Below are 21101 nucleotides of genomic sequence, written 5' to 3' on the forward strand. Positions count from 1 at the left end.
CGCCGTACCCGTCTCGGCTTCGTCTTCCAGGCGTTCAACCTGCTGCCCTCCCTCACGGTCGAGCAGAACGTCGTCCTGCCGACCCGTCTCGCCGGCCACCGCCCCGACCGCCGCCGCGCCGCCGAGGTCCTCGCCCAGGTCGGCATCGCCGACAAGGCCCGCCGCCGGCCGGGCCAGCTCTCCGGAGGCCAGCAGCAGCGCGTGGCGATCGCCCGGGCACTCATCGCCCGCCCGGACGTGGTCTTCGCCGACGAGCCGACCGGCGCCCTGGACACCACCACCGCCGCCGAGATCCTGGCCCTCCTGCGGGACGCCGTCGACGCGCAGGGCGCCACGGTGGTGATGGTCACCCACGACCCGTCGGCCGCCGCGTGGGCGGACCGTGTGCTGTTCCTGGCCGACGGCGAGATCGTCGACCACCTCGACCGCGCCCCGGCCGCCCGGATCGCCGCCCGAATGGCCGAGCTCACCGCCCGCCCCTCCCGCGCGGAAGCGGCCGCCTGATGGCCGTCTCCAACGGCCTCGCCCGCGCCGCCGTCCGCTTCCGTCCCGCCGCGTTCGCGGGCACCTTCGTCGCCTTCGTACTGGCCGCGATGATCGTCGCGGCCTGCGGCATCCTGCTGGAGACGGGCATACGGGCCACGGTGCCGCCGGTCCGCTACGCCCACGCCCCCGTGGTCGCCGCCGCCGACCAGAGCGCGCGGCCCGATCACGGGGACGACAACGACGCCGAGCCGCTCCCGGACCGCGCCCGCCTCGACGCCTCCCTGGTGGCGCGGGCCGCCTCCGCGCCGGGCGCCCGCACGGCCGTCGCCGACCTCACCTTCCCCGTGCGCGGCCCGCACGGCACCCCGCTCACCGCCCACAACTGGGCTTCCACCGCGTTCACCGCCGAGCGTCTCGCCGCGGGGCGCGCACCCGGGCCGGGAGAGGTCGTACTGAGCCACGGCACCGTCGGCGACCGTGTCACCCTCACCACCCCCGACGGACCCCGCCCCTACCGTGTCTCCGGCCTCACCCGGGCCCCGGCGGCGACCGCCTGGTTCGCCGAGGCCGACGCCCTGCGTGTCTCCGGCCACCCGGGCCGGGTGGACGCCGTCGTCGTACTGCCGAAGCGCGGCGTCACCCCGGCCGTCCTCAAGGCGCAGGTAGCGCATGCCCTCGGGCACCGGGCCCTCGTACACACCGGAGCGGACCGCGGTGCCGTCGAGGACCCCTCGCTCAGCGAGGCCCGTGAGCTGCTCATCGGACTCGGCGGCTCCTTCGGCGGTGTCGCCACCCTGGTCGCGATGTTCACCGCCGCCGGGACCGTCGCGCTGGCCGTCGGTCAACGCGCCCGGGAGTTCGCCCTGTTGCGGGCCATCGGCACCACTCCGCGCCAGATCCGCCGCACCATCGCCACCGAGGCCCTGCTCGTCGCACCGCTCGCGGCCGGGATCGGCTGTCTGCCGGGGATCGTCCTGGCCCGGTGGTGGTTCGGGCAGCTTCAGGACAAGGGGGCGATCCCGAGAGCCGTCGATCTCGCGGTGGGCTGGATCCCGCTGGTCAGCGCGGTCGGCGCGGTGCTGGTCACCGCTCTGTGCGCCGGATACGCGGCCGCCCGCCGCAGCTCCCGGATCAAGCCGGGGCAGGCGCTCGGCGAGGCGTCCGTGGAGCGGCTGCGGATCGGGTGGATCCGTACGCCGCTCGGGATCGCCGCCGCCGTCGGGGGGTTCCTCTGCGCGGGGCTGGCCTCCTCGCTCGACGGGGAGGACGCGGCCAACACCGCCCTCGGTGTCGTCGTGCTGTTCATGCTGGCCGTGGCGCTGCTCGGGCCGCTGCTCGCCCGGATGTGCGCGGCCCTGTTCGGGCTGCTGCTGCGGGGCGCGGGGGCGTCCGGCTCGCTGGCCGCCGCCAACTCCCGTACCAACGCCCGCCGACTGGCCTCCGCGATCACGCCGATCGTGCTGGCGATGGCCTTCTCCTCGGTGCTCGTGTTCATGCACACCAGCGAGGAGAAGGTGACCGGCGAGCAGCAGCGGGCCGGCATCACCGCCGACCACATCGTGACCGCCGATCCGGGTCTCGCCCCCGACGCCGTACGGCGGGCCCATGACACCCCAGGAGTCACCGCCGCCGTCGGCCTGCTGAAGACATCCGTGCTCGTGCCGGTCTCCGGCTCGCTGGAGTCCGCGAGCGCGCAGGGGGTCACCGGGCCGGTGCGGGACCTGGCCGCCGTACAGGACCTGGGTGTACGGCGCGGACGGCTGTCCCTGCGGCCCGGCGAGGTGGCACTGGACGCGTCCCTCGCGCGGAACGCGCACGTCGGGGTCGGCGACCGGGTGCGCCTCTACCTGCCCGACGGGACCAGGGCCAAGCCGCTGGTCGTGGCGACGTACGCGCGCGGCATGGGGCTCGCACAGATCACCCTCGGCCGTGCCGCGCTGGCCGGTCACGTCACCTCGTCCTTCGACACCGAGCTGTGGACGAAGGGCGGTACGGCACGGGCGCTGGCGCCCCTGGGGACGGTGCTGGACCGCGGCGGGTACGCCACCGCCCGGTCGCTGGACCGGGAGCTGAACGCCTGGGCCAACGCGGTGATGGCGGGCGTGCTCGGCGGGTTCGCGGCCGTGGCCGCCGGCAACACCCTGGTGATGACGGTCCTCGACCGCCGCCGGGAACTCGGCACGCTCCGGCTCATCGGCTCGACCCGCCGGCAGATCCTGCGCATGATCCGCTGGGAGGCGCTCCTGGTCGCCGTCGCCGGCATCGCCCTGGGCACTGCGATCGCGCTGGCCACGCTCGTGCCGATGATGAACGGGCTGACGGGGCAGGGGCCGTACATACCGCCGCGTCTGTACGGGGCGTTCGCGGGTGGGGTCCTGCTGCTCGGGCTGGGCGCGGCGGCCCTTCCGGCCCGGGCCGCGTTGCGCCGGGAGACACTGGGAGAGTGACCGAGACGCAGCCCCTGATGACCCTGGCCGAGGTCGAGGCCCTCGCGTGTGCCGCCCACGCCGGGCAGACCGACAAGGCGGGGCGGCCGTACGCCGAGCACCTGCGGGCCGTCGCGGAGGGGGTGCGCAGCCGGGGCGGCGACGAGGCGCAGATCGCGGCGGGCTGGCTGCACGACGCGGTCGAGGACGACGCCCTCTCCGCCCGGTGGCTGGCGGGGGCCGCGCTGAGCCCCCGTACGAAGGACATCGTGCTGGCCGTCACCAAGCAGGCGGGGGAGGAGCCCCGGGCGTACGCGCGGCGCATCCTCGCCACGCCCGGCGCGCTGCTGGTGAAGGAGGCCGACCTCGCCCACAACGCCGACCCGGACCGGCTGGCCGTACTGGACGAGGGGACCCGGAAACGACTGACCGAGAAGTACACGCGGATGCGCGCACTCCTCGGTCTCGGGGGAATGCCGGGGGAATGACGGAGGCTAGGCGCTGACCTTCTCGCGTTCGCGTTCCTTCTGCTGGCGTCCGCGGGCGAGTTCCGCGGCGTCCTGCTTGAACGCCCAGTCCATCTTCGGCTCCATGGCGAAGCGGAACACGCGCCGCACCGGGGCGGTGCACAGCAGCGTGACGGCGGTGGCCGCGACGGCGGTCACCAGGATCTCGCCGAGCGGGTGGTGGAACGCCGGGTGGTCGAGCCAGCCCCGGTAGTCGGCGTACTTCACCAGGAAGCCGTGCAGCAGGTAGCCGTACAGCGTGCCCGCGCCCAGCGTGGTGAACCACATCTTGCGGCGCGGCACCCAGGCGAAGAAGCAGGCGGTCAGCAGCATGGAGCAGCCGAACATCGCGACCGCCATGACCGGGCCCGACCACCACGGACCGCCCAGCTCCTGCGCCGAGTCCCGGTGGTAGAACCAGGCGGTGTTCATACGGGGCACCGCCCACCAGCCGAACACCAGCGCGGCCGCGAACACCGGCACGGCGGCGGCCCGGACCCAGCGGCGGCGCACCAGCTGGAAGTGCTCGGGCTTCATGCACAGGCCCAGCACGAAGTACGGCAGGAACTGCAGCACGCGCTGCAGGTCCAGGTCGTCGCCGATGCTCGGGCTGACGGAGGCCAGCATGGCGATGCCGAGCGCGACCGGGAGCGGCCAGCGGACCAGCTTCCAGATGGGCGTGGTCAGCCGCCACACGAACAGGGCGCACAGGAACCAGGTCAGGTACCAGGGGTCGAGGAGGCTGATCTCCTGGCCGGGGGAGTGCTCGACGTACCGCTTGAAGAGCGAGTAGGCGGTCTCGAAAACGACGTACGGCACGGCGACGCCCGTGATCAGCCGCTTCAGCCGGTCGGGGCGCATGTCGAAACTGCGCGAGAAGAAGCCGGAGATGATGATGAACGCCGGCATGTGGAACGTGTACACGACCGTGTACAGGGCCTCGAGGATCCGGCTGTCGCTCTTCAGGGGCTCCCACGAGTGGCCCATGGCGACCAGCACGATCGCCAGGTACTTGGCGTTGTCGAAGAACGCGTCGCGCGTTTTGCCGGATCTGTCCGCCTGCTCGGACTGTCCTGCGCCCTTGGGGGTACGCGGACTTGGCACTCCGTCCGCCGGTGGCTGTGCCGGGGGGAGCGGCCTTCGGTGCTGGCCGTGGGACGAGGCGGCGTCAAACATCTGAGGCACCCTAGCGTCGGTTGTGCGATTCCGTAAAACCCCGTGAGTCATTCCTGGTTAACGGACTGCTGGTACCCCCGGATTACCCGGAGTTGACATGTCCGGCAGCGTGACGGCGGGCACACCGATCAGTCGGCGTGGGGATCCACTCGGTCTCAATGTCCCGATTCATCCCGACGAATTGGTGCATAAGGGTGTCTCTGCCTCAACAATTCGAATTACCTGCGCACGGGATGTGTGGCCAGGGAAACGAAGTTGTGTAATTTCCTGTGGGAAACCGGTGGGCGCACGTGCGGGTGGAGCGTCGAATTACTGTGCGGCGGACCGCACTTGGCGACACCCGGGCCAACGTTGTGTCACGTGCCGCATAGGCCGGGCCGGTTGGTGGCACGATGGTTGCGGGAGTGCGGACCGACCGAGGGCGTGATCAGTTGTGGCCATTTCACTGTCTGTGGTGCTGCTGTTGGCGATCATCCTTGTGGTGCTGATCAGAGGGGGGAACATCAAGGCCGGCCCCGCGATCGTCGCGGTGCTGTTCGGCTTCTTCCTGGCCTCGACCGGGATGGCTCCGTCCATCCAGCGGTTCCTGAACTCGATAGCGGACTCGATCAACTCCATCCGCTTCTGACCCGGCCCCCGGCCCCGGCCCTCGGTGTCGGCCCTCGGCCCCGGCCCCCGTCGGCCCGCGGGACCGGTGGTCATCGGCGCGACCGCCGCGCCCTGGCCGCAGTCCCCGGGGGCCTGTCCCGGCTCGGCCGCGGCAGGCCCATGTGCCCATGTGGTCCGGTCGGAGTCCCGGAAAGCGATCAGGGCCAGACGGGGGAATCATCCTCCGCCTGGCCCTGAGCCGTGCAGAGCGGGCGACGGGAATCGAACCCGCGTAGCTAGTTTGGAAGACTAGGGCTCTACCATTGAGCTACGCCCGCATGCGTGCGCCGTGGTCCCGGGACCGCGGCACAGAAGGCATCGTAGCGGGTCGCATGCCGTACGGGCGAACGGGTTGGGCCGCGGGTCCGTCCCCGGGGGTGATCGTCCGGGAAAGTGGCCGACGCCTCCGGCTCCGGGATGTACCCTACGTGTCGCACCAGACGGGGTGTGGCGCAGCTTGGTAGCGCGTCCGCTTTGGGAGCGGAAGGCCGTGGGTTCAAATCCCGCCACCCCGACCACCGACTCATGCCACCGTGATGATCGCCTTTTGGGGCGCCGACCGGTCGCGGTTACTATGCAAGCTGCGCCCCCGTGTGTCCCGGCCCACTCGGCCTACGAACTCCTTCGGGCGGCGTGATCCGCCGGACCTGTCTGGCTCCGGCAGAACCCAAGAAGTCAGCCACAAGGAGACCGAACCGTGAAGAGCGCCGTGGAGACCCTGAACCCGACCCGGGTTCGGCTCACTGTCGAGGTGCCCTTCGAGGAGCTCAAGGACAGCCTCGACGCGGCGTACAAGAAGATCAACCAGCAGGTCACGGTGAAGGGCTTCCGCAAGGGCAAGATCCCGGCCCGCGTCATCGACCAGCGGTTCGGCCGCGGTGCGGTGCTGGAGGAGGCCGTCAACGACGCGCTGCCGAAGTTCTACACCGAGGCGGTCAACGAGGCCGAGCTCAGCCCGCTGGGCCAGCCCGAGGTCGACATCACGGAGCTGAAGGACGGCGAGACGCTGAACTTCACCGCCGAGGTCGACATCCGCCCGGCCCTCGAGATCCCGGACTACTCCGGCATCGAGGTCGAGGTCGACGCCGTCGAGGTGAGCGACGAGGACGTGGAGAAGGCGGTCGAGCAGCTGCGCGAGCGCTTCGCCTCCACCTCCCCGGTCGAGCGCGCCGCCGAGGACGGTGACGTCGTGACCATCGACCTGCAGGCCAAGGTCGACGGCGAGGTCCTCGAGGACGGCGTCGCCGAGGGCGTTTCCTACACGATCGGCTCCGGCGAGCTGCTGGACGGCATCGACGACGCCGTCAAGGGCCTGTCGGCCGGCGAGGAGGCCACCTTCACCTCCGAGCTCAAGGGCGGCTCCGCCGCGGGCAAGGAGGCCGAGGTCACCGTCAAGGTCACCCAGGTCGCCGCCCGCGAACTGCCCGAGCTGGACGACGACTTCGCGCAGCTCGCCTCCGAGTTCGACACGCTGGAGGAGCTGAAGGCCGACAGCCGCAAGCGGCTGGCCGACACCAAGCAGTACGACCAGGCCACCCAGGCGCAGGAGCGCGTCCTGGACAAGCTGCTGGAGCTCGTCGAGGTGCCCGTCCCCGAGAAGCTGCTCGAGGACGAGATCAACACCCGTAAGCACAACCTCGAGCACCACCAGCTCGGCCAGATGGGCCTCACCCTCGACAAGTACCTGGAGCTCCAGGGCAAGACCGCCGAGGAGTTCGAGACCGAGACCCGCGAGGCCGCGGTCAAGGGCATCAAGACCCAGTTCGTCCTCGACGAGCTGGTCAAGGTGGAGAAGCTCAACGTCAACCAGGAGGAGCTCACCGAGCACCTCATGCGGCGTGCGGCCTCCTCCGGCATGTCCCCCGACCAGTTCGCCCAGGCCGTCGTCGAGGGTGGCCAGGTGCCCCTCCTCGTCGGCGAGGTCGCCCGCGGCAAGGCCCTGGCCGTCGTGGTCGAGGCCGCCACGGTGAAGGACACCAACGGCGAGATCGTCGACCTGGACGACGAGGAGGAGACCGAGACGGCCGAGGCCGCCGAGGCTCCGGCCGCCGAGGCCGCTGAGGCCGCTGAGGCTCCGGCCGCCGAGGAGAAGACCGAGGGCTGAGCCCTACGGCGCCTCCGAAGCACTCGGAACGGGCCCCGGGGACATCGTTCCCCGGGGCCCGTTCGCCTGCCTGGAGGCCGTACCCCGCACCGCTTCCCACGGCCGCCGCCCCCGCCGATCCGCCGGAGGTCTCCGCTACGCCCCCGGCGAACACCCACATCTCCGGGATTCCCCGAAGGGACCAGCGCGTTAGGGTCCATGAGTACGAGGGCAAGGGGACTGGAGTCCCCGGGCAAGCCCCCGGACGGGAACACGTGAGACGGCCCGGCGCCGTCGTAAAGACGAGCAGGTGGATACGTGACGAATCTGATGCCCTCCGCCGCCGGCGAGCCTTCCATCGGTGGTGGCCTCGGTGACCAGGTCTACAACCGGCTGCTCGGCGAGCGGATCATCTTCCTCGGCCAGCAGGTTGACGACGACATCGCCAACAAGATCACCGCACAGCTGCTGCTCCTTGCCGCGGACCCGGACAAGGACATCTACCTCTACATCAACAGCCCCGGCGGCTCGGTGACGGCCGGCATGGCGATCTACGACACCATGCAGTACATCCCGAACGACGTGGTCACGATCGGCATGGGCATGGCGGCCTCGATGGGGCAGTTCCTGCTCACCGGCGGCACCGCCGGCAAGCGCTTCGCCCTGCCGCACACGGACATCATGATGCACCAGGGCTCCGCGGGCCTCGGCGGTACGGTCTCGGACATCAAGATCCAGGCCCAGTACCTGCTGCGCACCAAGAAGACCATGACCGAGCTGACCGCGCTGCACTCCGGCCAGTCGGTCGAGACGATCCTCCGCGACGCCGACCGCGACCGCTGGTTCACCCCCGAAGAGGCCAAGGAGTACGGTCTCATCGACGAGATCATCACGAACGCCTCGGGTATTCCGGGAGGCGGCGGCACCGGTGCCTGACCGGTCCGGCTTCGCCACGCACCGCCGATACTCCAGCCCCCAGAACGCCACCAGGACGGTGAACACCCCCATGAGCAACTTCCCCGGCGCCGCGAGCGGCCTGTACGACGGGCCGCGCCCCGAGGGCCGCTATGTGATCCCGCGTTTCGTCGAGCGCACCTCCCAGGGCGTCCGCGAGTACGACCCGTACGCGAAGCTCTTCGAGGAGCGCGTGATCTTCCTCGGCGTCCAGATCGACGACGCCTCCGCCAACGACGTCATGGCGCAGCTGCTGTGCCTGGAGTCGATGGACCCCGACCGGGACATCTCGATCTACATCAACAGCCCCGGCGGCGACATGACCGCCCTCACGGCGATCTACGACACGATGCAGTTCGTGAAGCCGGACATCCAGACGGTCTGCATGGGCCAGGCGGCCTCCGCCGCGGCCATCCTGCTCGCCGCCGGTACGCCGGGCAAGCGCATGGCGCTGCCGAACTCCCGCGTGCTCATCCACCAGCCGGCCGGCTCCACCGGCCGCGGGCAGCTCTCCGACCTGGAGATCATCGCCAACGAGTTCACCCGGATGCGTGAGCAGCTGGAGAACATGCTGGCCAAGCACTCCAACCGGGGGCTCGAGCAGGTCCGCGAGGACATCGAGCGCGACAAGATCCTCACGGCCGAGGAAGCGCTGGATTACGGCATCGTCGACCAGATCATCTCGACCCGGAAGATGAACAACGAATCCGTCCGCTGACGCGGGCGCGATGTTGTCGTCTGCCGTCCTTGGCACGGTTTGACCGTGTGCGCGGCAAGGTGCACGTCAAAGTGAACCGTGCCAAGGGGGGCCCGAACGAGGGGCCCGGCAAGGTACCGTCGGATATAAGGCAGCACCAGGAGCCGCTGGACTCGTAGCGTCCAGGCGTCTCCCAGGCGAAGGGGAAGCACACCGTGGCACGCATCGGTGACGGCGGCGATCTGCTCAAGTGCTCGTTCTGCGGCAAGAGCCAGAAGCAGGTCAAGAAGCTCATCGCAGGGCCCGGTGTGTACATCTGCGACGAGTGCATCGACCTCTGCAACGAGATCATCGAGGAGGAGCTCGCGGAGACCAGCGAGGTGCGCTGGGAGGAGCTCCCGAAGCCCCGCGAGATCTACGAGTTCCTCGAGGGGTACGTGGTCGGGCAGGAGGCCGCCAAGAAGGCGCTCTCGGTCGCGGTGTACAACCACTACAAGCGGGTCCAGGCCGGTGAGAACGGCGGCGCGCAGAGCCGGGACGACGCCATCGAGCTGGCGAAGTCCAACATCCTCCTGCTGGGCCCCACCGGGTCGGGCAAGACGCTGCTCGCCCAGACCCTGGCCCGCATGCTGAACGTCCCGTTCGCGATCGCCGACGCGACCGCGCTCACGGAGGCGGGGTACGTCGGCGAGGACGTCGAGAACATCCTCCTCAAGCTGATCCAGGCGGCGGACTACGACGTCAAGAAGGCCGAGACCGGGATCATCTACATCGACGAGATCGACAAGGTGGCCCGGAAGAGCGAGAACCCGTCGATCACCCGTGATGTCTCGGGCGAGGGCGTCCAGCAGGCGCTGCTGAAGATCCTCGAGGGCACCACCGCCTCCGTCCCTCCCCAGGGTGGCCGCAAGCACCCCCACCAGGAGTTCATCCAGATCGACACGACGAACGTCCTGTTCATCGTGGGCGGCGCCTTCGCCGGCCTGGACAAGATCATCGAGTCCAGGGCGGGCGCGAAGGGCATCGGCTTCGGCGCGACGATCCGCTCCAAGCGCGAGCTGGAGGCCAAGGACGTCTTCGAGGACGTCATGCCGGAGGACCTGGTCAAGTTCGGCATGATCCCCGAGTTCATCGGCCGTCTCCCCGTGATCACCTCGGTCCACAACCTCGACCGGGAGGCCCTGCTCCAGATCCTGGTCGAGCCCCGCAACGCCCTGGTGAAGCAGTACCAGCGCCTCTTCGAACTCGACGGCGTGGAACTCGACTTCGAACGCGAGGCCCTCGAGGCCATCGCCGACCAGGCCATCCTCCGCCAGACCGGCGCCCGCGGCCTGCGCGCCATCATGGAGGAGGTCCTCATGTCGGTGATGTACGAGGTGCCCTCCCGCAAGGACGTCGCCCGCGTCGTCATCACCCCGGACGTCGTCCACTCCAACGTCAACCCGACCCTGATCCCCCGGGACGCCCGGGGGCGGGGCTCCGGCGAGCAGAAGACGGCGTAAGAGCCCGGGGCATCGCCCCCTGATGCGGAAAGGCCGCCACCTCTTACGAGGTGGCGGCCTTTCCGCATCATTTCCGGTCCCGCGGGTCCGTTCGGCGGCAGGTGGGTCAGTGGGCGCGGATGCAGGCCTCGGAAGCGATCCCGTTCTCGACCCCGATCTCGACGAGCCCTCCCCAGCAATAAGGGTTCGGGGACCAGCCCGCCAAATGAAGGGCCTTGTTCGAACAGGCGCCCTTCACCTTGGGGCCCACCACATAGCCGTGGGCCGCCACATAATTGGTGCAGCCGCTGTAGTAACTGGCCGCTGCCGCCGGTGTGGCCGCTGCCGCCGGTGTGGCCGCTGCCGCCGGCGTGGCCGCTGCGACCGGTACGAGGACGGCGGCCGCCGTGAAGCCCGCCGCTGCCAGCGCCTGGCCCACCCGCAGTGATCTCATAGCAACTCCTCTGTTCCGTGGAGCCCTTTCTGACGCGGACAAGACAAACATAATTCGGTCGTGTGTGCGGATGGAATTGTGTGGCTCTTGGCTGGAATGCTCTGTTGTGCGGGGGCATGCTCATCAGTGGAGACAGGGTGTGGGAACCGGGCGGACCGGCACCTACTGCGCAGAGCACTGTGGTGAGCCGTCCGGCCGAGGGGGAGACGGGTGCTTGCTGCAGATGCCGATCTGGCTGATTTCCCTTGCCGGGTGCGAGGCCTTCGTGCGATGCGTACGCGCCCTCGTGCTGCTTCCTGATGGCGCCTCCGGTTGCGTGCATGAGGCGCGGGAAAGGGCCGCTTGACCGGGGCCCTTTCCTGAGACGACTGGCGGCGTCAGGCCTTGGCGCGTACGTCGTTGCGGACCTTGGCGGCCAGGTCGGCGGCGTCCGCAAGTGGGGTGGTCTTACCCGCGACCACGCTCGCGACGTCGTACGAGAACACGTAGGCGATGGTGCTGCGGTCGCCCCAGACGCAGAACGGCATCTTGGTGGTCTTGCCTGAGTCTTTGCCCTCGAGGTACTGGCACTTCATGACGCCGTTGGAGAAGCCGGAAGGACTGACCTTCTCGGGGCTGCCCACGAACTTGCCGTCCGAGGAGTCGGAGCTCTTCTCGGACTCCTTCCTCATCTGGGCGAGCATGGCGTCCACAACGGCCTCCGGGTCGTCGATCGTCCCGTACACACCGGAAAACAGCAGTTGCTTCACGGTGGCGCCGGACCCCGAGGAGTAGCCCGCGCTGACGTCCTTGGGGTTGTGGACGCCCCACGACTCCGCGTCCTTGAGGTCGCTGTTGCTCATCTTTCCGATGCCGGAGTCGGCCTTCTTGTACTCGCCGCCGAGGATCGTGGCCGGCGTCGTCAGCTTGTGCGGGCCGTCGTCCGCGACGTCCGAGCCGCTGTTCCCGCTGAGCAGGAAGGCCGCGCCCACCGCGATCGCGGCCACGACCGCCACGCCGCCGATGATCAGGCCCGTCTTCTTCCTGCCGCCCTCGGGCACGGGCGGCTGCGGGACGGTGGGGTAGGGCTGCTGGCCGTACGGCTGCTGGCCGTAGGGGTTCGGCTGCTGCGGCGCACCCTGCTGCGGGTAGCCGTACCCGGGCTGGGCCGGAGGGGCCTGCTGGGGGTAGCCGTAGCCGGGCTGGGGGGTCTGCGGCGGCTGGCCGTAGGGCCCCGGCTGGCCGTAAGGTCCAGGCTGCCCCTGCTGGCCGTACGGTCCAGGCTGCTGGGGCGGCTGGCCGTACGGGCCCGGCTGGTTGTGACTCATTTCTGGGTTCCCCTCCAGACTGCTTATGTGTTCCTGACATCCTGGCCCAGCCGCCGGAGGCACACCGCATCGGGGCCCCCACCGTTACAGAACAAACGCGTTTCGGGACCACCCCGTGACGCCTCTAAACTGACCCCGTGACCGAGAACGCTCAGCAGCAGCCACCAGCGCCCGACACCGAACTGCCGACCCAGTACGCGCCGGCCGATGTAGAGGGGCCGCTGTACGAGCGCTGGGTAGAGCGCGGTTACTTCGAGGCCGACGCGAAGAGCGACAAGCCTCCGTACACCATCGTCATCCCGCCCCCGAACGTCACCGGCAGCCTGCACCTCGGGCACGCCTTCGAGCACACGCTCATCGACGCCCTCACGCGGCGCAAGCGCATGCAGGGTTACGAGACGCTGTGGCAGCCGGGCATGGACCACGCCGGCATCGCCACGCAGAACGTCGTCGAGCGCGAGCTGGGCAAGGAGGGCAAGTCCCGGCACGACCTCGGCCGGGAGGCCTTCGTCGAGCGGGTCTGGCAGTGGAAGGCCGAGTCCGGCGGGCAGATCAGCGGGCAGATGCGGCGCCTGGGAGACGGTGTCGCCTGGTCGCGTGAGCGGTTCACCATGGACGAGGGGCTGTCCCAGGCCGTCCAGACCATCTTCAAGCGGCTCTACGACGACGAGCTGATCTACCGCGCCGAGCGCATCATCAACTGGTGCCCCCGGTGTCTGACGGCCATCTCGGACATCGAGGTCGAGTACCAGGACGACGACGGCGAGCTCGTCTCCATGAAGTACGGCGAGGGCGACGACACCATCGTCGTCGCCACCACCCGTGCCGAGACGATGCTCGGTGACACCGCCGTCGCCGTCCACCCCGAGGACGAGCGGTACAAGCACCTGGTCGGCAAGCTCATCAGGCTGCCGCTGACCGACCGCTCCATCCCGGTCGTCGCGGACGAGCACGTCGACCCCGAGTTCGGCACCGGCGCGGTCAAGGTCACCCCGGCCCACGACCCGAACGACTTCGAGATCGGCCAGCGCCACGACCTGCCGTCCCTGACCGTCATGGACGAGCACGCGGTCATCACGGCCCACGGCCCCTTCCAGGGCCTGGACCGGCTCGAGGCCCGCTCCGCCATCGTCGCCGCGCTGCGCGCCGAGGGCCGGATCGTCGCCGAGAAGCGGCCCTACGTCCACAGCGTCGGCCACTGCTCCCGCTGCAAGACCACCATCGAGCCGCGGCTGTCCATGCAGTGGTGGGTCAAGGTCGGCCCGCTGGCGAAGGCCGCCGGTGACGCCGTCCGCGAGGGCAAGGTCAAGATCCATCCGCAGGAGATGGAGAAGCGGTACTTCGACTGGGTCGACAACCTCCACGACTGGTGCATCTCGCGGCAGTTGTGGTGGGGCCACCGGATCCCGGTCTGGTACGGCCCGAACGGCGAGGTCGTCTGCGTCGGCCCCGACGAGGAGCCGCCCGGCACCGAGGCGGAGGGCTGGAAGCAGGACACGGACGTCCTCGACACCTGGTTCTCCTCCGGCCTGTGGCCCTTCTCCACGCTCGGCTGGCCCGAACAGACCGAGAGCCTCGCGAAGTTCTATCCGAACTCCGTCCTGGTCACCGGCTACGACATCCTCTTCTTCTGGGTCGCCCGGATGATGATGTTCGGCCTCTACGCGATGGACGGCACCCCGCCGTTCCACACCATCGCCCTGCACGGCATGGTCCGCGACCAGTTCGGCAAGAAGATGTCGAAGTCCTTCGGCAACGCGGTCAACCCGCTGGACTGGATGGACGAGTACGGCTCCGACGCGCTGCGCTTCACCCTCGCGCGCGGCGCCAACCCCGGCGTCGACGTGCCGATCGGCGAGGCGTGGGTCCAGGGCTCCCGCAACTTCGCCAACAAGATCTGGAACGCGACCCGCTTCGCGCTGATGAACGGCGCGACGGTGGAGGGGCCCCTGCCGGACGCGTCCAGGCTCTCGGCGACGGACCGCTGGATCCTCTCCCGCCTCAACTCCGTCATCGCCGAAGTCGACGCGTACTACGAGGACTTCCAGTTCGCGAAGCTCTCCGACGCCCTCTTCCACTTCGCGTGGGACGAGGTCTTCGACTGGTACGTCGAGCTGTCCAAGACGACGTTCCAGGCGGGCGGTGAGGCGGCCGAGGCCAGCAAGCGGGTCCTCGGCGAGGTCCTCGACGTCACGCTGAAGCTGCTGCACCCGGTGGTCCCGTTCGTCACCGAGACCCTGTGGACCACCCTCACGGGCGGTGAGTCGGTCGTCATCGCCGAGTGGCCCACGACTGTGCTCGTTCCTGGTGCTGACGCACCGGGTGGCTTCCGTGACACGGCCGCCGAGCGGGAGATCGAGTCCCTCCAGTCCGTCATCACCGAGGTCCGCCGCTTCCGCGCCGACCAGGGCCTCCAGCCCGGTCAGCGGGTCCCGGCCCGCCTGACGCTGGACGGTACGGCCCTCGCCCCGCACGAGGCCGCCATCCGGCAGCTGCTGCGGCTCCAGCCGGAGGGCGACTCCTTCACGGCCACGGCCACCCTGCCGGTCGCCGGCGCCGAGGTCGCCCTCGACCTCTCCGGCACGATCGACGTGGCGGCGGAGCGCAAGCGGCTGGCCAAGGACCTCGCCGCCGCCGAGAAGGAGAAGGCCCAGGCCACGGCCAAGCTCGGCAACGAGGCGTTCCTGGCGAAGGCACCGGAGCCGGTGGTGGAGAAGATCCGCACGCGGCTCGCCAAGGCGGACGAGGACATCGCCCGGATCGTCGCCCAGCTGAAGCGGCTGCCGCAGGCGTAGGCCCCGGTACGTCGTCGAAGGCCCCCGGAAAATCCAGCTCCGGGGGCCTTCGCCCACCTCTGTCACCGGGCTCCGTAGACTGGCCCCGTGAGCGACCTCCCCCCGCACGACGACAGCGACCAGCCCGACCCCCTCGACTCCTTCGAGGAGATCATCGCGGCGGAGACCGACCGCGACCCCGACCTCGCGGTGATCGAGGCAGGCAGCCGCACCCTGCGCACCCAGGGCGGGCCGCCGGAGGCGGACGTCCCGGCGCGGCCCGAGGACCCCGAGGTCGACAAGGCGCTGCGCGAGGTCGAGGCGGACCTGGCGACGCGCTGGGGCGAGACGAAGCTGGAGCCCTCCGTCAGCCGGATCTCGGCGCTGATGGACGTCCTGGGCGAGCCGCAGCGCTCGTACCCCTCCATCCACATCACCGGGACCAACGGCAAGACCTCCACCGCCCGCATGATCGAGGCCCTGCTGGGCGCCTTCGAGCTGCGCACCGGCCGCTACACCTCGCCGCACGTGCAGTCGATCACCGAGCGGATCAGTCTGGACGGCGCCCCGATCACCGCCGAGCGGTTCATCGAGACGTACCAGGACATCAAGCCGTACGTGGAGATGGTCGACGACCGGCAGGAGTTCCGGCTCTCCTTCTTCGAGGTGCTCACCGGCATGGCGTACGCGGCCTTCGCGGACGCGCCGGTGGACGTGGCCGTCGTCGAGGTGGGGATGGGCGGCAGCTGGGACGCGACGAACGTGATCGACGGCGATGTCGCCGTGGTCACCCCGATCGACCTGGACCACACCGACCGGCTCGGGGAGACGCACGCCGAGATCGCCGGCGAGAAGGCCGGGATCATCAAGCAGGACGCGACCGTGATCCTGGCCCAGCAGCCGGTGGACGCGGCGCAGGTGCTGCTGAAGAAGGCCGTGGAGGTCGACGCGACCGTGGCCCGGGAGGGGCTCGAGTTCGGGGTCGTGGCACGGCAGGTCGCGGTCGGCGGACAGCTGGTGACCCTGCGCGGGCTCGGCGGCGAGTACCCGGAGGTCTACCTCCCCCTGCACGGCGCCCACCAGGCGCACAACGCGGCCGTCGCGCTCGCCGCGGTCGAGGCGTTCTTCGGGGTCGGCGCCCAGCGGGCGGAGCCCCTGGACATCGACACCGTCCGCAAGGCCTTCGCGGCGGCTTCCTCGCCCGGGCGGCTGGAGGTCGTGCGGCGATCGCCGACGGTCGTGCTGGACGCCGCGCACAACCCGGCGGGTGCCCGGGTGACCGCGGAGGCCGTGGGCGAGGCGTTCGACTTCAGCCGGCTGATCGGGGTGGTCGGAGCCAGCGGTGACAAGAACGTGCGCGGTCTCCTCGAGGCCTTCGAGCCGATCTTCGCGGAGATCGTCGTCACCCAGAACTCCAGCCACCGGGCGATGGACGCCGACGAACTGGCCGCGATCGCCGTCGAGGTGTTCGGCGAGGAGCGGGTGCAGGTCGAGCCGCGGCTGCCGGACGCGCTGGAGGCGGCGATCACGCTGGCCGAGGAGGAGGGCGAGTTCACTGGCGGCGGCGTGCTCGTCACCGGTTCCGTCATCACGGTCGGCGAGGCCCGGCTGCTGCTGGGAAGGGGCTGAGGGCTCCCATGCGTACGCTCTGTTCGTCGACCCTGATCGGCGAGTTCTTCATCATCGGCTTCGCGGGGCTGGTGGCCATGAAGGACCAGGACCTGTCGACGGCGACCGTGTGGACGGTCTGCGGCATCGCCATGTTCCTGAGCGTGGCACTGTGCGGCATGGTGACCCGGCCCGGCGGTGTGGCCCTCGGCTGGGCCCTGCAGATCGCGCTGGTCGCCTCCGGGTTCTACGTCCCGATGATGTTCATCCTCGGCGTCGTGTTCGCGGCGCTGTGGTGGGCGTCGGTGCATTTCGGGCGGAAGGTGGACGAGGCGAAGGCGAGATTCGCGGCGCAGGCGGAGAGCTCCACCCCAGCTGACGCTGCGTAACAAGCGCGGAGCGCGACCTTGTAATCTCGTGCCACCGCACACGTCAGTAAGAAGGAGCCCCCAGTGACCCAGCGCACCCTCGTCCTGCTCAAGCCCGACGCCGTCCGTCGCGGCCTGACCGGCGAGATCATCGGCCGTATCGAGCGCAAGGCCGGCTGGCAGATCACCGCGCTGGAGCTGCGCACGCTGGACCAGGAGACGCTGGAGCAGCACTACGGCGAGCACAAGGGCAAGCCCTTCTACGAGCCGCTCGTGGAGTTCATGGCCTCCGGCCCGGTCGTCGCAATGATCGTCGAGGGTGAGCGGGTCATCGAGGGCGTGCGCGCCCTGGCCGGCCCGACGGACCCGATCGCCGCGCCCCCCGGCTCCATCCGCGGCGACTACGGCGTCATCGTCCGCGAGAACCTGATCCACGCCTCGGACTCCGAGGAGTCCGCCGCCCGCGAGGTGAAGATCTTCTTCCCGGGCCACGCGTAATCCCTGCCGGGGGCCGCGCGGGGTGAGCGGTCGGCCCGACCCCGAGCGGACGGCCGGCATGCCCGAGGACGACCGGGTCATCGGCGGCCGTGCCGGTGTGTGCCCGGGCGTGAGCGCGGGGCAGGGGCGGGAGCCACCGGCCGCCGGACGGAGAGTCGCGCCGCCGCACGCGCCACGACTGCCCGCTCGGGCCCGGGCGCTGCCCGCGTCACCGGTTCCGCGTCCGGCTGGTTCCTGTCACCCGGGGTGGCGGGCGTGGGCGCTCGTACGCCGTGGCCGCGCCCGGCCGTGCCTGTGCCCCTCCACCGCCTCCGGTCGCCGAACGCATGCGCCGCGCCGCCCGGCCGGGTGCTACCGCCCCGGGCCGCGCCGCCCGGCCCGGGTGCTACCGCCCCGGGCGGGGCCGCGCCGGTCGTGTTGCGCCCGGCGGGGTTGTGTGCCGCCGCCCGCCCGTGCCCGCATTCGGGTGGTCGGGCCACGGCCGGCCGCTCGGCTCCGAAGGTGAGTTTTCCAAGGAATTTTCTGAGGGTTCGTCACCTGGAATCGTCGGCTGAGCTGCGGCGGCCGCACCTTTTCGGCCGCCGATTGGCATATGCGCGCCGATTGGGGGAACGACTGCCCCCGTTGGGCCGTCTCCACAAGCGAGGCGCTCGCCCATCTGCTGACAATGGCGAAGACCCTCGCGCAGTGTTCGTGCAGGCGCGTTTACGATGGAAGCCTTCACGTCACAGCACCCACCTCGCCGACCTGAAAAGCCCTCAAAAGCTCGTGGGAAGGCCAGACGAATCCTGATGGGGAACTCAATGTCGTTCATCGGCCGTGACATGGCTGTCGACCTCGGGACCGCCAACACGCTGGTGTACGTCAGGGGTCGCGGAATCGTACTCAACGAGCCGTCCGTCGTCGCGATCAACACCAACACCGGTGGCATCCTCGCGGTCGGCGCGGAAGCAAAGAAGATGATCGGCCGGACCCCCGGCAACATCGTCGCCGTGCGGCCGCTGAAGGACGGCGTCATCGCCGACTTCGAGATCACCGAGCGGATGCTCCGCTACTTCATCCTGAAGATCCACAAGCGGAGGTATCTCGCGCGGCCGCGTGTCGTCGTCTGTGTGCCCTCCGGCATCACCGGCGTCGAGCGCCGCGCCGTGATCGAGGCGTCGTCCCAGGCGGGCGCCCGCCAGGTGCACATCATCGAGGAGCCCATGGCCGCCGCCATCGGCTCCGGCCTGCCGGTCCACGAGGCCACCGGCAACATGGTGGTGGACATCGGCGGCGGCACCACGGAGGTCGCGGTCATCTCGCTCGGCGGCATCGTCACCGCCCAGTCCATCCGCGTCGCCGGCGACGAACTGGACAACGCGATCATCCAGCACATCAAGAAGGAGTACAGCCTTCTGCTGGGTGAGCGGACGGCCGAACAGATCAAGATCACGATCGGCTCGGCGTACGAACTCGAGGACGACGAGCACACCGAGATCCGCGGCCGGGACCTCGTCTCCGGGCTGCCGAAGACCGTCGTCATCTCCGCGTCCGAAGTGCGCAAGGCGATCGAGGAGCCCGTCAACGCGATCGTCGACGCCGTCAAGACGACCCTGGACAAGTGCCCGCCGGAACTGTCCGGCGACATCATGGACCGCGGGATCGTCCTCACCGGCGGCGGCGCCCTGCTGCGCGGACTCGACGAGCGGCTGCGCCGGGAGACCGGTATGCCCATCCACATCGCCGAGGACCCGCTGGACAGCGTGGCGCTCGGCTCCGGCAAGTGCGTCGAGGAGTTCGAGGCGCTCCAGCAGGTGCTCGACGCCCAGCCGCGCCGATGAGCGACTCATGATTCCGCCGTACGAGACGATCTCCTCTCGTACGGCGGATCGTTGATATAGAGACATAAGCTCCCACAAGTTGCATCGCACAAGTTCATCCACAAGTTCACGCACAAGTTCATCCCGCAAGTTGCATCCCCAGTCGCATTCCAATGAGGAAGGGCACGGCCGCCGCACGTGAGGGACACGAAAGAGAGCCGGCTGCTCCTGGTGCTGCTGATCGCCATCGCGTTCGCGCTGATCACGGTGGACATCCGCGGTGGCGAGAACTCCCCGGTCGACGGCGCCCGGCAGGCCGCGGCCGCGGCCTTCGGCCCGATCGAGAACGGTGTGTCGTCGGTGGTCGACCCGGTCGGCAACGCCGTCACCGCGGTCCGTGACTCCGGTGACCGGCACGACCGGCTCGCCCGGCTGGAGAAGGAGAACGCGACCCTCAAGGCGAAGCTCGGCAGCAACGACCGCACCCGCAGCCGCCTCAAGCAGCTCGACAAGATGCTGAAGCTCGCCGGCGAGGGCCAGTACGGCATCAAGGGCGCCCAGGTCATCGCCATAGGGTCGGCCCAGGGCTTCTCCTGGACCATCACCATCGACGCCGGCGCCGACGACGGCATCAAGCGGGACATGACCGTGCTCAACGGGGACGGCCTGGTAGGGCGCGTCACCACCGTCGGCCCGAACACCTCCACCGTGCTGCTCGCCAACGACCCCGACTTCACCGTCGGCACCCGGATGGAAGGCAGCGACGAACTCGGCTTCGCCTCCGGGCAGGGCGACCGCCCGCTGCGCGTCGAACTCCTCAACGGCAAGGCGGAGGTGAAGAAGGGCGACCGGCTCGTCACCTTCGGCTCCCAGTCCGACAAGCCGTTCGTGCCCGGCGTGCCGGTGGGTGTCGTCTCCCGCGTCGACCCCTCCGGCGGCGGTCTGACCCGCACCCTCTCCGTCACCCCGTTCGTCGGCTTCACCAAGCTCGACATCGTCGGCGTGGTCGTGGAGGCCCCGAAGAAGGACCCGCGCGACGAGGTTCTCCCGGCCAAGCCCAAGCCGACCCCGACGCCGACGGTGACCGTGACGGTCACCCCGTCCTCCGACGCGACCGCCAACGACCAGCAGCAGTAGGAGCTAGAAGTCCCATGCGCCTCAACCGGATCCTGCTCTCCACCGCGCTGGTCGTCGTCGCCCTGGTCGTCCAGGTCAGTGTCCTCGCCCGGCTGCACCTCCCGGGCGCGGTCCCCGACCTGCTGCTGCTCACCGTGCTGGGCCTGGCGATCGTGTACGGCCATGTCGGCGGCGCCCTCATCGGCTTCGGCGCGGGGCTCCTCGCCGACCTGGCCCCGCCCGCCGACCACGCCGCCGGCCGGTACGCACTGGTGCTGTGCGTCATCGGCTACTTCGCCGGACTCATCAAGCCGGAGAACGGCCGCCTGAAGTCGGCCACCGGCCCGATGGTCGTCGTGGTCGCCGCCGCGATCGGCTCAACGCTGCTGTACGCAGGGGTCGGTGCCCTCGTCGGCGACACCGCCGCCCGCCATGTCGGACTGGTCAGCCTGCTGATCACGGCCGCCGTGTACGACCTGCTGCTCGCGCCGTTCGTCGTCCCCGGGATCATCGCCCTGGCCCGCCGCCTCGACAACGACCCCCTCGCGGAGACCACCTCCGCGACCAAGGCCGCCGACATCTCCTCCGGCTGGCTCTCCTCCGGCACCGGGCTGCGCATCGGCAGCCAGCGCGGCGGACTCGGCGCCCTCAAGGCGAGGACCCGCACCCGCACCGCGCGCGTGAGCCGTATCAAGGGGGTCAAGCGGCTGTGAGCAC

General features: G+C 70.0%; 18 protein-coding genes and 2 tRNA genes. 16 read left to right on the forward strand and 4 right to left on the reverse strand.

The genetic code is table 11. The features are described 5' to 3' along the window. The 3 genes from ACWC21_RS00710 to ACWC21_RS00720 all read left to right on the forward strand — a co-directional run. Positions 1–504 (forward strand): ABC transporter ATP-binding protein (locus ACWC21_RS00710; RefSeq protein WP_450876632.1); only part of this gene is annotated, 504 nt, incomplete at its 5' end. Further along, positions 504–2933 carry an ABC transporter permease gene (locus ACWC21_RS00715; RefSeq protein ID WP_450876634.1) on the forward strand — a complete coding sequence of 810 codons (2430 nt, stop codon included), beginning with the start codon at positions 504–506 and terminating at the stop codon, positions 2931–2933. The genes ACWC21_RS00710 and ACWC21_RS00715, both read left to right, overlap by 1 nt. Before the next feature lie 17 nt (positions 2934–2950). Further along, complete coding sequence (locus ACWC21_RS00720) at positions 2951–3400, forward strand: HD domain-containing protein (RefSeq protein ID WP_450877015.1); 450 nt, start codon at positions 2951–2953, stop codon at positions 3398–3400. A gap of 6 nt (positions 3401–3406) precedes the next feature. Here ACWC21_RS00720 and ACWC21_RS00725 read toward each other — a convergent pair whose 3' ends face one another. Further along, positions 3407–4594 carry an acyltransferase family protein gene (locus ACWC21_RS00725; protein ID WP_450876636.1) on the reverse strand — a complete coding sequence of 396 codons (1188 nt, stop codon included), beginning with the start codon at positions 4592–4594 and terminating at the stop codon, positions 3407–3409. 433 nt (positions 4595–5027) lie between these two features. On the opposite strand from ACWC21_RS00725, the gene ACWC21_RS00730 reads away from it, so the two are divergent. Next, positions 5028–5222: a hypothetical protein gene (locus tag ACWC21_RS00730; RefSeq protein ID WP_388787054.1), complete on the forward strand. Its 195-nt coding sequence runs from the start codon at positions 5028–5030 to the stop codon at positions 5220–5222. Positions 5223–5449: 227 nt separating this feature from the next. Here ACWC21_RS00730 and ACWC21_RS00735 read toward each other — a convergent pair. Further along, a tRNA-Gly gene (locus tag ACWC21_RS00735) sits at positions 5450–5520 on the reverse strand. Between the two features lie 163 nt (positions 5521–5683). On the opposite strand from ACWC21_RS00735, the gene ACWC21_RS00740 reads away from it, so the two are divergent. From ACWC21_RS00740 to clpX, 5 genes are all read left to right on the forward strand, one after another. Next, positions 5684–5760 (forward strand) — tRNA-Pro (locus ACWC21_RS00740). A 179-nt stretch (positions 5761–5939) separates the two neighbouring features. Beyond that, the gene (tig, locus tag ACWC21_RS00745; RefSeq protein ID WP_450876638.1) at positions 5940–7346 is read left to right on the forward strand and encodes a trigger factor; all 1407 of its coding nucleotides are present in this window, start codon (positions 5940–5942) and stop codon (positions 7344–7346) included. Between the two features lie 309 nt (positions 7347–7655). Next, positions 7656–8261 (forward strand): ATP-dependent Clp protease proteolytic subunit, encoded by a 606-nt coding sequence (locus tag ACWC21_RS00750; RefSeq protein WP_450877017.1) that lies wholly within the window; start codon positions 7656–7658, stop codon positions 8259–8261. A 70-nt stretch (positions 8262–8331) separates the two neighbouring features. Continuing rightward, the gene (locus tag ACWC21_RS00755; protein WP_450876640.1) at positions 8332–8997 is read left to right on the forward strand and encodes an ATP-dependent Clp protease proteolytic subunit; all 666 of its coding nucleotides are present in this window, start codon (positions 8332–8334) and stop codon (positions 8995–8997) included. Between the two features lie 194 nt (positions 8998–9191). Continuing rightward, positions 9192–10478: an ATP-dependent Clp protease ATP-binding subunit ClpX gene (gene clpX, locus ACWC21_RS00760; protein WP_450876642.1), complete on the forward strand. Its 1287-nt coding sequence runs from the start codon at positions 9192–9194 to the stop codon at positions 10476–10478. A 106-nt stretch (positions 10479–10584) separates the two neighbouring features. Here the strand turns inward: clpX and ACWC21_RS00765 are convergent, their stop codons facing one another. Next, entirely contained in the window at positions 10585–10911 is a 327-nt protein-coding gene (locus ACWC21_RS00765) for a hypothetical protein (RefSeq protein WP_450876644.1), read from the reverse strand. 377 nt (positions 10912–11288) lie between these two features. Then, the gene (locus tag ACWC21_RS00770) at positions 11289–12218 is read right to left on the reverse strand and encodes a hypothetical protein (RefSeq protein ID WP_450876646.1); all 930 of its coding nucleotides are present in this window, start codon (positions 12216–12218) and stop codon (positions 11289–11291) included. Positions 12219–12355: 137 nt separating this feature from the next. Here ACWC21_RS00770 and ACWC21_RS00775 point away from each other — a divergent pair, with 137 nt between their 5' ends. The 7 genes from ACWC21_RS00775 to mreD all read left to right on the forward strand — a co-directional run bounded on the left by ACWC21_RS00775 (position 12356) and on the right by mreD (position 21097). Further along, the gene (locus ACWC21_RS00775; protein ID WP_450876647.1) at positions 12356–15013 is read left to right on the forward strand and encodes a valine--tRNA ligase; all 2658 of its coding nucleotides are present in this window, start codon (positions 12356–12358) and stop codon (positions 15011–15013) included. A gap of 87 nt (positions 15014–15100) precedes the next feature. Then, positions 15101–16621 (forward strand): bifunctional tetrahydrofolate synthase/dihydrofolate synthase, encoded by a 1521-nt coding sequence (folC, locus tag ACWC21_RS00780; RefSeq protein WP_450876649.1) that lies wholly within the window; start codon positions 15101–15103, stop codon positions 16619–16621. Positions 16622–16629: 8 nt separating this feature from the next. Next, positions 16630–16989, forward strand: a complete 360-nt coding sequence (locus ACWC21_RS00785) for a DUF4233 domain-containing protein (protein WP_450876651.1) — start codon at positions 16630–16632, stop codon at positions 16987–16989. Between the two features lie 63 nt (positions 16990–17052). Then, positions 17053–17466 (forward strand): nucleoside-diphosphate kinase, encoded by a 414-nt coding sequence (gene ndk / locus ACWC21_RS00790; RefSeq protein ID WP_450876653.1) that lies wholly within the window; start codon positions 17053–17055, stop codon positions 17464–17466. 803 nt (positions 17467–18269) lie between these two features. Continuing rightward, on the forward strand, positions 18270–19289 hold the full coding sequence (locus ACWC21_RS00795) for a rod shape-determining protein (RefSeq protein WP_450877019.1): 1020 nt from the start codon (positions 18270–18272) through the stop codon (positions 19287–19289). 177 nt (positions 19290–19466) lie between these two features. Continuing rightward, positions 19467–20405: a rod shape-determining protein MreC gene (gene mreC, locus ACWC21_RS00800; protein WP_450876655.1), complete on the forward strand. Its 939-nt coding sequence runs from the start codon at positions 19467–19469 to the stop codon at positions 20403–20405. Between the two features lie 14 nt (positions 20406–20419). Beyond that, positions 20420–21097 (forward strand): rod shape-determining protein MreD, encoded by a 678-nt coding sequence (mreD, locus tag ACWC21_RS00805; RefSeq protein WP_450876657.1) that lies wholly within the window; start codon positions 20420–20422, stop codon positions 21095–21097. The last annotated feature ends 4 nt before the right edge of the window (positions 21098–21101 follow it).

The sequence above is a fragment of the Streptomyces sp. NPDC001348 genome (assembly GCF_053597535.1).